We start from the raw sequence: 13906 nt of genomic DNA, 5'->3' as shown, positions 1-13906 counted from the left end.
CCGCTCGCCTCCCCACGCGATTCAGCCTCCGGAGTAGGCGTCGCCCCACCCGGTCCCGCGCGCCCGACCGGGACGCCTCAAAAAGATCCTGTTACGCGCCCGTAGGCGTGGGCGGAGAACTGGTGGGCACACGGCGGTTCGGAGGTTGACAATAATGATTCCCCTGCTTCTCGTTCTTCTGCTGGTCCTGATTCTCTTCGGCGCGGGTTTCGCGCTGAAAATTCTGTGGTGGGTCGCGATCGTCGTGCTTGTCGTCTGGCTCGTCGGCTTCGTCGCACGTCCGAAGGGTGGGAGCGGCCGCTGGTATCGCTGGTAGTCGACCAGCGAAAGCGTGTCCCGCACACGGGCCGCAGAGGATTATGAATCCGGCTTGAATACGGGGCGTGTAACCCGGGATGACGGGCACTCGCAACCAAGGCGGTCGAAGAAACCGCTGTGCACGACGTACGGAAAAAGAGGATCGACGGGAACCCCTACCGTCCTCTGTTTAACCCGAGGAGTTGTTTTCGCGTGACTGAGAATGTGTGGAGTTACAAGTCGACCGCGGGACGTCTGGCCGACGCCGACCTCACTGGGTACAAGGTCGAGGCCACGGACGGCAGTATCGGCAAGGTCGACAAGCACTCCGACGAGGTCGGTGACGCCTACCTGGTGGTCGACATCGGTGTGTGGATCTTCGGCAAGGAGGTCATGCTCCCGGCGAGCACGGTCGTGAGCATCGACCCGAACGACAGGAAGGTCTTCGTCGGCCTTGCCAAGCAACAGATCAAGGACGCACCGGAGTTCCACCGGGAGAAGCACATCGGCGACCCGGGCTACCGCGACGAACTGGGCGCCTACTACGGCACGGGTCGCGCCCCGTTCGGCCCGCAGATCTGATCCGACGCCCGCTCCGAGCACCACGGCCCCGGGACTCTTCGACGAGTCCCGGGGCTCTCGCGTGCTCGGGGGCACAAGTTCAGGCGATAAGTGGCTCATCCCAATCGAAGCTGTAGTTGCGGTCTGAACCCGCCGGTCCCAGCAGCGATCGGGCGATGTAGTTGGTCAGATTCCGGAAGCCGAGCGCCGAGCCGCGTAGGTGTTCCAGCCGTCCGTTGATCGCCTCCGTCGGGCCGTTGGACGTGCCGGGTCGGTCGAAGTGGGCGAGCACGTCGGCGGCCCGCTTCTTCAACGCCCGGCCGAGCGTGACCAGCTCGGTCAGCGCGCTAGGAACACCGCTGCTGAGCGAGGTGAAGAGTTGCTGCACAAGCTTGCGGCCGGCGCTGCGGTCGGGTTCGCGGTAGGCGGTGATCATCCGCTGGTAGATGCCCCAGGTGGCTTCGACCTGCAGATGGTCCTCGTTGGCGAACAGCTTTTCGAGGCAGGTCTTCTGTTTGTCGGTGAGCAGGTCGGCGCCGGGGCGCAGCGTGCGTCGGGACTTGTAGAGCGGATCGCTGGCTCGGCCGTGGTGTCCGCAGGTGGCGAGCCGGATCCGGCGTCGGCAGCGATCCAGTGCGTCGCCGGCGAGGCGGACGACGTGGAACGGGTCCATGACCGCGACCGCGTCTGGCAGTTCCTCGGTGGTGGCGGTCATGAAGCCGGTGAAGCCATCCATCGCGACCACCTCGACCGCGTCCCGGAACGCCGGGTCCGGTCGGCCGGCCAGGTCTTGAACGCCTGCTCGGACCGGCCGTCGATCATGTCCAACAACCGAGAAGGGCTTGTGCCGTCACGGATCGCGGTCAGGTCGATGATGACGGTCACGTACTTGTCGCCCTTGCGGGTGTGCCGCCAGACGTGCTCATCGATCCCAATGACCTTCACCGTCAAACCGGGCCGGGTCGTTGATCAGCACCCGCTTGCCCTCGGCCAACACGGCGTCGTTCGCGGTGTTCCATGCGACCGCCAGCGCCTCGGCGATCCGGGCCACGGTCAGGTGCTGCACCACGATCGCCTCCAGTGCCCACCGCAACCGCGACGGAGCAGCTTCGCCCTCGGCTCGGCCGCGCGACTGGTGTCCTGCCGCCACGCGTGCCCGCGGCCGGTGCAGCGGTAGCGGCGGATCGTGAGCAGCAGAGTCGTCGGTCGCCAACCGAACGGCTCGTGCGCAAGCCGTCGGGTCACCGAGTCACGCCGAGCGCCTTGGCAGCCGCAGCGGCGGCACCAGTCGTCCGGCAAGTCGAGGTCTTCTGGATGAGGCGTGCTGGACCTTCATCATCGGGAGGCCTCGACCTTTACCCGGCCACCGACGCGCCCCCTCTGCCGGGCCCCGCAGAACTCATGCCGGACGTCCAACGCGTCAAGCGAGCAAGGCGATGACCCGGCAGCACCTCGGGTGCATCAGCGATCCATCGAAGATCACTGACACGAGGATGGTGCACCAGTGAGCACACTGCCCACGAGGTGTCAGACGGGCTGGCCGATCGGACGGATCGTCGGCGCGTTCGCCATCACCTACGGCCCCGTCGGAACCGCCCTGCTCATCCAGTCCTGGCTGGTCGGTGTGGGCGTCGTCGTCTTCGGCGGTGCCCTGGCCGGCCGACTGCTTCACGAGGAGCTCCCACACAGATGAACAACCCCTGCCCGTGACGCCCACCACAGTGGGCGCGCAGCGCTTCCACCACCTTGCCGCATCGCCGTGACGTGGAGCAGGGACTACTGCTCTTCCTCTTCGTCCTGCTCCTCCTCTCCGGCTTGTTCGTCTTCGTCCTCCTCCTCGTCCTCCTCCTCGGGGTATTCGTCCTCGGGGTATTCCTCGCCGGTGTCATCCTCGACGTCTTCCTCTTCGCCGGCAGCCTCTTCTTCCTCGATGGCCTCTTCGTGGGTGCGGACCACTTCACCATCGCGGATTTCACCGCGCCAGCCTTCCGGTTCCTTGTTGGTCAAAGTGACGTAGCGCTGGAAGTGCTTGAAATCCAGCCGCAGGCGCCGTCCCTGAGCGCGCCAGATGTTGCCGGTCTTCTCAAAGAGGCCGGAAGGGTAGTACTCGACGACAAGGACGATGCGCGTCAGAGTGGGCGTCAGTTCGTGGAAGCTGACACAGCCGCGTGTGGTGCCCTTGGCCCCCTCCGAGGTCCACACGATGCGTTCATCCGGGATCTGTTCCTGGATTGTGGCCTTCCAGCCGCGGGTGGAGGGCCCGACCTTCACCTTCCAGTCGCTGTCGGCGTCCTTACCCTTGGAAGCGCTGCGGACGCCCTTGGTGAAGCTGCTGAACTTCTCGTACTGGGTCCAGTGGTCGTAAGCGTCGCGTATCGGTATGCCTACATCCAGCACTTCGATGATGTTCATGACCTTGGTGGTGCCGGACCCACGGCCCTTGCCACCTCCCCCGCCGCCGAACGTCTCTTTGATCTTGCCGAACACGTTGTCCTTGACGCTCTTCGCCTTCTCGCCGATCAGAGCCTTGAACGGTGAATCGCCTTGGAGCATCCGCAGCCCCGCCTTGGGGAGCACGCCGCCGTTCTCCACCACGCCCGTGAGTCCGCTGGTGATGTCACCCAGTTTGTCGCCGGCCTTGTCCGCCAGGTTCTCCACCTGGGCACCCAGGAAGCCCTTGAACGCGCCGCGCAGTTGGTCAAGTCCCGAGCCCTGCTCGCTCCCGGTGTCGCGTGCCGTGTCGGCCATGGGTCTACCTCCGCCGCCCGGGGGATGCCCTTTTCGCCGTCGTCTTCTTTGCTGCGGTCTTCTTGTGCGGAGCCGTGGACTTCCTCGCCGCTGGTGTCTTCTTCGCAGGCGCCGTCTTCTTCACGGGAGCCGACTTCTTGGCCGGTGCCTCGCGAGCAGCGGCCTTCTCGGGACGACGCTCACGTCCGCGACCACGCCGGGCGCTCCCCCTGTGGTCCGTGTCCGGCTTCCGGGCTGTGTGGCGGCGTCGGGGCGCGGGCTTTTGCGGCTCCTCTTCTTCTTCCGGCTCCTGCTCCTCCTCTTCCTCTTCCTCCAATTCCTCCTCAGGTTCTTCTTCCTCGTCCTCTTCGTACTCGTCCTCGGCTTGCTCCCCTTCTTCCTCCGGCTCCTCCTCTTCTTCCTCGTACTCGTCCTCCGGCTCTTCGTCTTCGTCCTGCGGCTCCTCCTTGCCCTTGCTGCCTATGCGCTCGGTGCGCTGGTGCAAGGAGTCGGCCAGATCGGCGAGCTTGCGGTCGGCGACCGCGCTCAGCGCTTTACGCCCTGCGTCCAGGGCCTCGCCACGGAGCTGCTCGTTGAGGTCGGCGAACTGGGGAAGCTCGCGCAACCTCTTGACTCCCTCCGTCAGCAGCTGTTGTGGTTCCAGCCCGAACCGACGGCCGGCGAGGTAGGTCGCCGCCCCGAACGCGACCCGTCCCTTCTTCGTCCGGCCCAGGACATACCCGCCGAGAACCGCGGCGGCAAGAGCGATCTTGGGTACATCAGCCATCAGATTTCCCTTTCAAAGGGCTGCCGAGCAGATGCTCCGGCTGGCGCGTGACGCCCACGCAGGGGATCCGCACCTCGCAGGCGGAGGATCCGAATGGAGCAGCAGCCCGTGGCCGCGCTCATCACTCCGCTTCTCTCAGTCTGGGCGGTGACTCCAGCAGCCGCACGCCGGGGGCACAAACTGCACGGAACCCCTCGCCGTACGCGTGCCCTGACGCCATCCGGGACTGTCGCCCACGTCACCGAACCGCTTGCCACGGGGGGGGATCGGCACAGATTTTGTCGTGCGCCGCCTCGAACTATCATACAAGGGATGAATATTGGATAAATGGGAAAGGTCGTCAGTGATGTCGCCCTCGGGCAGCGGTCCCGACAGGTGGCCGCACCGGCCGGCCGGGGATCCACCAGGTGGGCGGCAGAGTTCGCCTGGGTGGCACCGGCTCTCTGTCGGCAGGCGAGATGCCCGCCGACGCCCGCGCGGGCCAGACCGCCCGGTCCAAGCGTCCGGCCGATCCTCGGGCGATGTCCACACACGGCGAACGACAGCCATGCGCCCATGAAGCACATCGCGAAGCGGACCGAGCGGCAGGGCCCGTACGGCTCTCTGCACGGGCGTCACGACACGGTCCAGGGCCTCGGTGTTCTCCAGCCGCTCCAGCACACCTGGGCAGGACCGCAGCAGACGGGGCACGAAGGCGGCGGCGCAGGCAGTCGGTCGGTAGCAGGCGCCGCAAGACGATCGGCATGGTTACCGGTTCTCCCGGAGCCGGCAGCGCCGGAGCCCGGATGAGACGTTCGTTCGGGCCCGATCGGTGCACACGATGAGCTGCCCCCAGCACTTATACGAGGAAGCGAGACGCAGCATGGGCATCATCGCGTGGATCATCATCGGCCTGCTCGCCGGCGCCATCGCCAAGGAACTGATGCCGGGCAAGGACCCCGGCGGCATCATCGTCACCATGCTCATCGGCATCGTCGGCGGTCTGCTCGGCGGCTGGCTCGGCAAGGTGATCTTCGGCGTCGACTCCGTCGACGGGTTCTTCGACCTGTCCACCTGGATCGCCGCGATCGTCGGCTCCCTCATCCTGCTCGTCATCTACCACCTGGTCACCAAGATCCATGTTCAGGTCCGTACCGCGCAAGGCCCCTCCGTTTCGAGCACGCAAGGTACGGAGATTTGGCGGCCACACCCAGGATGATCTTGCTCAGCCCAGGAAGCTCAGTCGAACCTTACGGTTGACATTGGAGATGTTGGTGTCGACCAGGCACACCGACTGCCAGGTGCCGAGGGCCAGGCGGCCGTCGATCACCGGAAGGGTGGCGTGCGGGGGCACGAGCGCCGGGAGGACGTGGTCGCGGCCGTGACCGGGGCTGCCGTGCCGGTGCTGCCAGCGGTCGTCGGCGGGGAGCAGAGTGTGCAGGGCGGCCAGCAGGTCGTCGTCGCTGCCGGCGCCGGTCTCGATGACGGCGATGCCGGCCGTGGCGTGCGGGGTGAAGAGGTTCAGCAGGCCGTCGCGGCCGGCCGCGGCCTCGCGGAGGAAGGCCTCGCAGTCGCCGGTCAGGTCGACGACCCGCTCCCGGCTACCGGTGGCGACATCGAGCTCTCGTGTGGTGAAGGCGTCCGACATGCCTCCATCCTGGCCCATGCGCAGGACGGACGTGCACGTGGCCCGGCCGGGAAGATCCGGGGCCGTTCCCGCTGTTGGTAGAAGCGTGAACAATGCGCGTGAGGTCGAGGTAGTCGTCATCGGCGCTGGTCAGGCCGGTCTGTCCAGCGCCTATCACCTGCGGCGCGCCGGCTTCGAGCCGGACCGCGACTTCGTGGTGCTCGACCACTCCCCCGCGCCGGGCGGCGCCTGGCAGTTCAGGTGGCCGTCCCTGACGTACGGCAAGGTGCACGGGATGCACGCGCTCCCGGGCATGGAGCTGACCGGAGCCGACCCGGCCCGGCCGTCCGCCGAGGTCATCGGGGAGTACTTCGCGGACTACGAGCGCACCTTCGGCCTGCGGGTGCACCGGCCCGTCGACGTCCGCGCGGTGCGCGAGGGAGAGGGCGGCCGACTGCTGGTGGAAACCGACCACGGGAACTGGGCGACGCGCGCGCTGGTCAACGCCACCGGCACCTGGAACCGGCCGTTCTGGCCGCGCTACCCGGGCCAGGAGACCTTCCGCGGTCGGCAGTTGCACACCGCGCAGTACGCCGGTCCGGAGGAGTTCGCCGGCAAGCGGGTCGTGGTCGTCGGCGGCGGGGCGTCCGGCACCCAGCACCTGCTGGAACTCGCCCCGTACGCGGCCGCCACCACCTGGGTCACCCGGCGGCCGCCGGTCTTCCGCGAGGGGCCCTTCGACGAGGGGGCGGGGCGTGCGGCGGTGGCGCTGGTGGAGGAGCGGGTACGGCAGGGGCTGCCGCCGCGAAGCGTGGTCTCGGTCACCGGGCTGCCCCTCAACGACGCGATCCGGCAGGGGCTGAAGGACGGAGTCCTGGACCGGCAGCCGATGTTCGACCGGATCACCCCCGACGGGGTGGAGTGGAACGACGGGCGGCACGTCGAAGCCGATGTCATCCTCTGGGCCACCGGCTTCCGCGCGGCCCTGGACCATCTGACGCCGCTGCGGCTGCGCGAGCCGGGCGGCGGGATCAGGGTCGAGGGGACCCGCGCGGTCGCCGATCCGCGCGTCCACCTCGTCGGCTACGGCCCGTCCGCCAGCACCATCGGCGCCAACCGCGCGGGGCGCGAGGCCGTCCGGGACATCAGGCGGCTGCTGGCCGGGGAGCCGGTCGCCGCGTGACGCAGCGGCGGCTCACCGCGGCGACTGCGAGACCTGCGGCGACTGCCGGGCCCTGCTGTTCTGCACGGCGTTGAAGTCGGCGACGTTGCGCTGGTGTTCGGCGTAGTCGGCGGTGAACCGCGTGTCCCCCGGCTTGACCGTGACGAAGTACAGCCAGTTGCCCGGCGCCGGGTTGAGCGCCGCACGCATCGCGTCCACGCCCGGGTTGTCGATCGGCGTGGGCGGCAGGCCCATGCGCTGGTAGGAGTTGTACGGGTTCTCGATGCGGGTGTCGTTGACCGTGGTGGAGAGGGTGCTGCGGTTGAGGGCGTAGTTGAGGGTGGAGTCCATCTGGAGCGCCATGCCGTGCTGCAGCCGGTTGAAGACGACCCGTGCCACCTTCCCCATGTCGGCTTTGCCGACGGCCTCGGCCTGGACGATGCTGGCGATGGTCACCGCCTGGTAGCCGCTCATCGCGTCGCGCTGCGCGCCGGCCGCGACGGGTGCCCCGCCGAACCGCTGGTTGGCGGTGTCCACCATGAACCGCAGCACCGACTGCGGGGTCGCGTCCTTGTCCAGGGGGTAGGTGGCCGGGAAGAGGTAGCCCTCCGGGTTGCCCCCGGCGTCGCCGGGGAGTTTCAGGTTCGCCGTACCGACGGATCCCTTGGTGCTGCCGGCGGGGAGGGCGAGGGCCTTGTCGACGGCATCGTAGATCTGGGAGGCGCGCCAGCCCTCCGGGACGACCAGGGTGGCGGGCCTGGCCGTGCCGCCGACCATCGACAGCAGGGGCGCCGCCACGGCCGCGCCGACCACGACAGCGCCGACCGCGCCGAGGACGAGCCTGCCCCGGGGCGTCAGCCGGATCGCCTTCCCCCGCTTCGCCGTGCCAATGGCCGAGGCACCTCGCCTCGCATCCGCCCGTCGGCCCTGCTTCCGTGACGGAGTGTTCATCTGCATGCGGGAACGTTAGCCCGCACAACCCCATAAACCCGACATATCTTCAGCTTGTCGACTCCGATTTCCCGGCTACGGGGAGGGCGGCAGGGGTGAACGGGTCAGGGGGATCGATCGAGGTGGGCCGACCGAGGCGCACGGCCGGCGCGGACGGGCTTCGGCCGGACGGCCGGCACAGGCGGGCTTCGGTCGGACGGCCGAGGTGGACAGGGTTCGGTCGGACCGCCTGCGCGGATGGACTTCGGCCGGACGGCCGGCGCGGATGGGCTTCAGCCGGGCGGCCGGGGTGCGCGGGCTTCGGTCGGGCGGTCGAGGTGGAGCCGCTCCGGTCGGGCCGCCCCCGTCGTCGGCTTCAGCTTGTCGGTGGTGTCGCGTGCCTGCGGCCTCGGTCGCCTCGCCTTCGCAGCGGCCGCGGGGACTGCTCCCACTGGGGCTCCTCGTCGGCTACGGCCGGCTCCGGTGCCGTCTCCAGGCGGGCGTCCCGCCGTACCAGTGCCGCGTACCGGCCGTCGAGCTCCAGCAGTTCCTCGTGCGTGCCGCGTTCGGCCACTTGCCCGGAGTCGAGGACGACGATCTGGTCGGCACCCTGGATCGTGGACAGCCGGTGGGCGATGGTGACGGTCGTCCGGTTGGCCGACAGGGCGTCGATCGCGTCCTGGACCGCGTGTTCGGTGCGGGTGTCCAGGGCGCTGGTCGCCTCGTCGAGGATGAGGACCGGCGGGTCGCGCAGGATGGTGCGCGCGATGGCCAGCCGCTGCTTCTCGCCGCCCGAGAAGCGGTGACCGCGCTCGCCGACCACCGTGTCGTAGCCGTCGGGCAGCGAGGCGATGTGGTCGTGTATCTGGGCCGCGCGGGCGGCCGCGTGCAGTTCCTCGTCGGTGGCGTCCGGCTTGGCGAAGCGCAGGTTGTCGGCGACCGAGGCGTGGAAGAGGTACGTCTCCTGGGAGACGACGCCGACCGCCCGGGCGAGGGTGTCGAAGTCGAGGTCACGGACGTCGACGCCGTCCAGGGTGACCCGGCCGCCGGTGACGTCGTAGAGCCGTGGGACCAGGTAGCCGAGGGTGGACTTGCCGGCGCCGGTGGGGCCGACCACGGCCAGGCCGGTGCCGGCCGGGACGGTGATGTCGATGCCGTCGAGGACGGGGCCGCCCTTGTCGTCGTAACGGAACTCGACGTCCTCGAAGCGGAGTTCGCCCTTCACGCGGTCGAGGTGGACCGGCTCGTCCCGTTCGGTGATGTCGATGGGCAGGTCGAGGTACTCGAAGATGCGCTGGAAGAGCGCGAGCGAGGTCTGGATCTGCACGCCGGTCGCCAGCAGGCTCACGGCGGGGCGGAACAGGCCCTGCTGGAGGGAGACGAAGGCGACGATGGTGCCGAGCGAGATCTGCGGTCCGCCCATCTGGAGGGCCATGCCGGCCGTCCAGTAGATGACGGCGGGCATCGCGGCCATCACGATCGTGATCACGGCCATCCGCCAGCGGCCGGCCATGTTGGAGCGCACCTCGAGGTCGACCAGCTGCTCGGACTCCTCGGCGAAGGCGGCGGTCAGCGAGTCGGCGCGGCCCATGGTGCGGCCGAGCAGGATGCCGCTGACGGAGAGCGACTCGGTGACCGTGGCGGCCATCGCGGCCATCTGCTTCTGGCGCTGGGTGGTGATCTTCTTGCGCTCGTTGCCGACGCGGCGGCTGATCCACACGAAGAGGGGGAGCAGGACCATCGAGACGATGGTGAGCCGCCAGTCGAGGGCGATCATCGCGACGATGGTGGCGACGACACTGGTCAGGTTGGAGACCAGGGAGGTGGCCGTCGAGGTGACGGTGGCCTGCATGCCGCCGATGTCGTTGGCGATGCGGGACTGCACCTCGCCGGTGCGGGTGCGGGTGAAGAAGGCGAGCGACATCCGCTGCAACCGGCCGTAGACGGCGGTCCGCAGGTCGTGCATGACGCGCTGGCCGACGGTGGTGGATATCAGCGTCTGGAGGACACCGAAGACGCTGGTGAGGACGGCACTGAGGATCATGCCCAGCGCGAGCAGGCTGAGCAGTCCGGTGCGGCCCTGCGGGATCGCGGTGTCGAGGGTCGCCTTGAGCAGGAAGGGGGTGGCGACCGAGACCAGCGAGGCGGCGCCGACCAGCAGGCCGACGACCGCGAGCCGGCCGCGGTAGGGGCGGAAGAGCTTGAGGATGCGGCGCACCTGGCGGGGTTGTCCGGCCGAGGTGCCGTCAGGGGTCCAGTTGATCTCGTCTCGGGGCATGGCTCCTACGGATGGGTGCGGTGTGTACGGACTCACGGAGCATAGCTCACTGTTACCTACGCTCACAATGAACAAGGTCCTGTTATTATTCCCGCATGAGCACCCCCGACTCCGACGGCCCGCTCGCCGAGCAGCTGCTGCGCCTCACGCGCCGGGTGTGGCGTATTCAGAAGCGCCATCTGGAAGCGCGCGACCTGGGAATCACCCCGGCCCAGTCGAGGCTGCTGCGCACCCTCGCGCACTACGACACTCCCCCGCGCATGGCCGACCTCGCCGAGCGGCTGGAAGTGGTGCCGCGCGCGGTGACGACCCTGGTCGACGGCCTGGAGTCGAGCGGCAAGGTGTGCCGGGTGCCGGATCCGACCAACCGCCGGGTGACCCGGATCGAGATCACGGACGAGGGGCACGAGACCCTGCGCGAGCTGCGGGCCGCGCGGCGGTCCGCGGCCGAGGAGATCCTGGCTCCGCTCTCGGAGGAGCAGCGGGAGCTGCTGGGCGGGCTGCTGGACACGCTGGTCGACGGGCCGGTGGCGGCGAAGCGCTGCTGAGGCATGCCGAAGCGGCTCCCCCGACCGGCGAGGGGAGCCGCCTCTCGTCCTGCGGTCAGCTCTCGGACACGGACTCCTTGACCGGTTCCTCGACCGCCTCCTCGGCGACCTCCGCCGGCACCGTCTCGTCGGCGGCCCCCTCCGGCACCGTCTCCTCGGCGACCTCCGCCGGCACCGCCTCGGCCGCACCGCCCAGCACCGTCTTCGCCCGCTCGACGTCCAGCGCGCCCTCCCAGCGTGCGACCGCGAAGACGGCGACGCAGTTGCCGAGCAGGTTGGTGACGACACGCATCGAGTCCATGATGCGGTCGACACCGAGCAGCAGGGCGACGGCTCCGGCCGGGATCGCGCCGAGCGAGGAGGCGGTCGCGGACAGGGCGAGGAAGGCCGAACCGGGAATGCCGGCCATGCCCTTGCTGGTGAGCATCAGCACCAGGACGACGGTGATCTGCTGACCGAGGCTCAGGTCGACGCCCACCGCCTGCGCGATGAACAGGGTACCGATGGAGAGGTAGAGCGAGGCCCCGTCGAGGTTGAAGGAGTACCCGGTGGGCAGCACAAGACCGACGGCGTCATCACGCGCCCCCGCCTTGCGCAGCTTCTGCATCACGCGCGGCAGCACGGACTCCGTGGAGGCGGTGCCCAGCGCGAGCAGCAGCTCCTCGCGTATGTAGCGGACGAACTTCCAGAGGCTCAGCCCGGTGACCGCCCTGAGGGCGACCGCCAGCAGGGCGACGAAGAGCGCGGCGGCCACGTAGCACAGGACGATCAGCTTGGCGTAGGTCTCGATGACGCCGAGCCCGTACTGGCCGATCAGGACGGCCATCGCGCCGAAGACGGCGATCGGGGCGAGGCGCATCACGAAGCCGACGATCGCGAAGATGATCTCCTGGGCCTGCTCGATGGCGGGGAGCACCTGCGGCACCCTGGTGTTCCCGAGGTGGAGCAGCGCCGCGCCCACCAGGCAGGCCAGGACGAGCACCTGCAGCAGCGAGTTCTCGGCGAAGGCGCCTATGAAACTGGTGGGCAGCGCGTCGAGGACGAACTCGGTCGTCGTGGGCAGCGAGCCGCCGCCCGTCTTCGCGTCGACCGCCTTGGCGCTCAGCGTGGCCGGGTCGACATGCATCCCGGAGCCGGGCTGGACGACGTTGGCGGCGACGAGGCCGATGAGCAGTGCGAGCGTGCTCGCCACCTCGAACCAGATCAGGGCCTTGAGCCCGATCCGCCCGAAGGCCTTCAGATCACCGGCCTTGGCGATGCCGACCACGACCACGCAGAACACCAGCGGGGAGATGATCGTCTTGATGAGCCGGGTGAAACCGTCGCCGAGCGGCTGAAGGTCCGTGGCGAAGCCGGGCCACAGCTTCCCGACGACGATTCCGAGCACGAGCGCGCAGGCGACCTGCGCGAAGAGAGAGGTACGCAGTATGCGTGCGACGCGTCGCGGCAGTGACGGTACGGACTGCGGCACGGGCACTCCTAGTGGGGGGATCGACTCGCAGCAGCCGAGCGGGACTTCTGCGATACGGAAAGCAGCTTCCGTGCCGATCACTCTGGAGGCGTTCTTGATCCCCTCTGAGACCGCCGTGTCACGGCCGTGTAAATCACGGGCCGAGTGACGCATCGCACACATCGCACACCACCGGCGCTTCGTGCGCAGCCGGCCTCAGCAGCGGCTGCGGTCCACCGTCAGCACCCCCTGTTCGGTGGCCAGCGAGCGGTCGTAGCAGCCGTCCGGGCCGTACAGCCGGTAGCGCTCGCTCGACGTGCCGACCGCGTGCCGCTGGTCGCGCGGCACGTCGAGGGTGTAGGCCGCGTCACCGTGGTAGGTGTCGTCGAGCCGCGACCAGCCGCCACGGGGCCGGGTGACGGCCGCCCGGTCGCCGAGGGTGAGTTCGGTGCGCAGCCGGTCGTCGGCGCCGATGGTGATGGCGCCGTTCACGGTGTACGTCCGGTCGGTGCGGGTCGTCCGGGGCGCCCCGCCCGCCCTGACGGTGACGCTCTGGTCGTCCGTCCAGGTGGCGTCGAGCGCGTCCGTGGTCTCACCGTCGTTCCAGCGGTGCACGGAGGTGTTGGCCAGCGTGCGGCTGACGGTGGTGGTCACCCGGCCGTGCGAGGTGTCGACGTATCCGGAGACGGTGAGCCGGTGCCCCGCGTCGGTGTCGACCCGGTACTCGCCGGAACCGGGCGTGTAGACGGAGGAGTTCGCCGGTTCGGAGGCCTTGATCCCGGTGACCCTCCCGGTCACCTGGGCCCGGTGGGCGTCCTGCCACACCAGGACGTTCACCGGGGCGCTCCAGCCGGACTGCCCCTCGGGCACTCCGACGACCGAGACCTCGACGCTGTGCGGGCGGCCGTCGTCGAGGAGTCCGGCGAACGGCGTCAGGTCGTATTCGATCGGCTTGACGTCGAAGGCGCGCGGGGCCGGAACGACGTACCAGAGGAACGGGTTGGACCAGCCGCCGGTCCACACGTTCGGGAACGGCGCGGCGATTCCGGCCAGTTGGCCGTCGACCTTGATCTGCACCTCCCGGTAGGGCCCCTTGTCCGCCTTGCAGGAGTACGACGCCGGGTCGGCCACCGTCAGATACCAGAACTCCTCGCAGCCGCCGCCGGATCCGGTGGCGTACACCTCGGCGACGATGCGCTCGCTGTTGCGCGGGGTGGTGAGGGTGGTGCCGTCGGCCAGGGTGAGCACCTTGTCGGGGACCGAGGCCTCGGGGCGCCCCGCGTAGAAGGTGAGGGTGGCCTTGACGTCGATGACGCCGGTGTAGGTGTCGTCGACAACGTTGCCGATGAGCATCTCGACGTCCTGCGTGGAGCGGAAGGTGTCGCTGTAGCCGGTGACGTCCTTCTCCACGTGCCACTCGATGCCGTCCGGCGAGGGCTCCGGGGTGGAGGTGCGCAGCACCACCACCCCGCCCACCTGCAGATATCCCAGTCGGTCGTACAGTAGGCCCTTCACCTTTCCGTACAGGCGCAGGACGTCCGTGCTCCAGTGGTCGCCGCA

At 69.0% G+C, this 13906-nt stretch carries 12 protein-coding genes and 2 pseudogenes; 6 read left to right on the top strand and 8 right to left on the bottom strand.

Going from position 1 to position 13906, the window contains the following annotated elements; genetic code table 11:
• Positions 1-154: 154 nt before the first annotated feature.
• Positions 155-316 carry a hydrophobic protein gene (locus ACWGKQ_RS04780; RefSeq protein WP_453290417.1) on the top strand — a complete coding sequence of 54 codons (162 nt, stop codon included), beginning with the start codon at positions 155-157 and terminating at the stop codon, positions 314-316.
• A gap of 194 nt (positions 317-510) precedes the next feature.
• Positions 511-879 (top strand): PRC-barrel domain containing protein, encoded by a 369-nt coding sequence (locus ACWGKQ_RS04775; protein ID WP_453290416.1) that lies wholly within the window; start codon positions 511-513, stop codon positions 877-879.
• Positions 880-974: 95 nt separating this feature from the next.
• Here ACWGKQ_RS04775 and ACWGKQ_RS04770 read toward each other — a convergent pair.
• Positions 975-2151, bottom strand: a pseudogene (locus ACWGKQ_RS04770) (ISL3 family transposase); the annotation flags it as partial.
• Positions 2152-2425: 274 nt separating this feature from the next.
• Here ACWGKQ_RS04770 and ACWGKQ_RS04765 point away from each other — a divergent pair.
• A pseudogene (locus ACWGKQ_RS04765) lies at positions 2426-2551 on the top strand (ribonuclease BN); the annotation flags it as partial.
• 83 nt (positions 2552-2634) lie between these two features.
• Here the strand turns inward: ACWGKQ_RS04765 and ACWGKQ_RS04760 are convergent.
• Both ACWGKQ_RS04760 and ACWGKQ_RS04755 read right to left on the bottom strand, forming a co-directional pair.
• Entirely contained in the window at positions 2635-3606 is a 972-nt protein-coding gene (locus tag ACWGKQ_RS04760; protein WP_453290415.1) for an SRPBCC family protein, read from the bottom strand.
• A 4-nt stretch (positions 3607-3610) separates the two neighbouring features.
• Positions 3611-4372, bottom strand: coding sequence for a histone protein (locus ACWGKQ_RS04755; RefSeq protein ID WP_453290414.1), 762 nt, complete (start codon positions 4370-4372; stop codon positions 3611-3613).
• Between the two features lie 862 nt (positions 4373-5234).
• On the opposite strand from ACWGKQ_RS04755, the gene ACWGKQ_RS04750 reads away from it, so the two are divergent.
• Positions 5235-5570 (top strand): GlsB/YeaQ/YmgE family stress response membrane protein, encoded by a 336-nt coding sequence (locus ACWGKQ_RS04750; protein WP_453290413.1) that lies wholly within the window; start codon positions 5235-5237, stop codon positions 5568-5570.
• A gap of 6 nt (positions 5571-5576) precedes the next feature.
• On the opposite strand, the gene ACWGKQ_RS04745 is transcribed toward ACWGKQ_RS04750, so the two are convergent.
• Positions 5577-5999, bottom strand: coding sequence for a secondary thiamine-phosphate synthase enzyme YjbQ (locus ACWGKQ_RS04745; RefSeq protein WP_453290412.1), 423 nt, complete (start codon positions 5997-5999; stop codon positions 5577-5579).
• 85 nt (positions 6000-6084) lie between these two features.
• On the opposite strand from ACWGKQ_RS04745, the gene ACWGKQ_RS04740 reads away from it, so the two are divergent.
• The gene (locus tag ACWGKQ_RS04740) at positions 6085-7161 is read left to right on the top strand and encodes an NAD(P)-binding domain-containing protein (RefSeq protein WP_453290411.1); all 1077 of its coding nucleotides are present in this window, start codon (positions 6085-6087) and stop codon (positions 7159-7161) included.
• Between the two features lie 12 nt (positions 7162-7173).
• Here ACWGKQ_RS04740 and mltG read toward each other — a convergent pair whose 3' ends face one another.
• Positions 7174-8097, bottom strand: a complete 924-nt coding sequence (gene mltG / locus ACWGKQ_RS04735) for an endolytic transglycosylase MltG (protein WP_453290410.1) — start codon at positions 8095-8097, stop codon at positions 7174-7176.
• 349 nt (positions 8098-8446) lie between these two features.
• The gene (locus ACWGKQ_RS04730; protein WP_453290409.1) at positions 8447-10348 is read right to left on the bottom strand and encodes an ABC transporter ATP-binding protein; all 1902 of its coding nucleotides are present in this window, start codon (positions 10346-10348) and stop codon (positions 8447-8449) included.
• Between the two features lie 95 nt (positions 10349-10443).
• Here ACWGKQ_RS04730 and ACWGKQ_RS04725 point away from each other — a divergent pair, with 95 nt between their 5' ends.
• Entirely contained in the window at positions 10444-10896 is a 453-nt protein-coding gene (locus ACWGKQ_RS04725) for a MarR family winged helix-turn-helix transcriptional regulator (RefSeq protein ID WP_453290408.1), read from the top strand.
• A gap of 55 nt (positions 10897-10951) precedes the next feature.
• Here ACWGKQ_RS04725 and ACWGKQ_RS04720 read toward each other — a convergent pair whose 3' ends face one another.
• Together ACWGKQ_RS04720 and ACWGKQ_RS04715 are read right to left on the bottom strand one after the other, a co-directional pair.
• Positions 10952-12367: a cation:dicarboxylate symporter family transporter gene (locus tag ACWGKQ_RS04720; RefSeq protein WP_453290407.1), complete on the bottom strand. Its 1416-nt coding sequence runs from the start codon at positions 12365-12367 to the stop codon at positions 10952-10954.
• A gap of 195 nt (positions 12368-12562) precedes the next feature.
• Positions 12563-13906: peptide-N4-asparagine amidase (locus ACWGKQ_RS04715; RefSeq protein WP_453290406.1), on the bottom strand; the 1344-nt coding region annotated here is incomplete at its 5' end.

The sequence above is a fragment of the Streptomyces sp. NPDC054770 genome, assembly GCF_053611985.1.
Note: the sequence above shows the minus strand (reverse complement) of the source record. Positions and strands in the feature narration are given on the sequence as shown.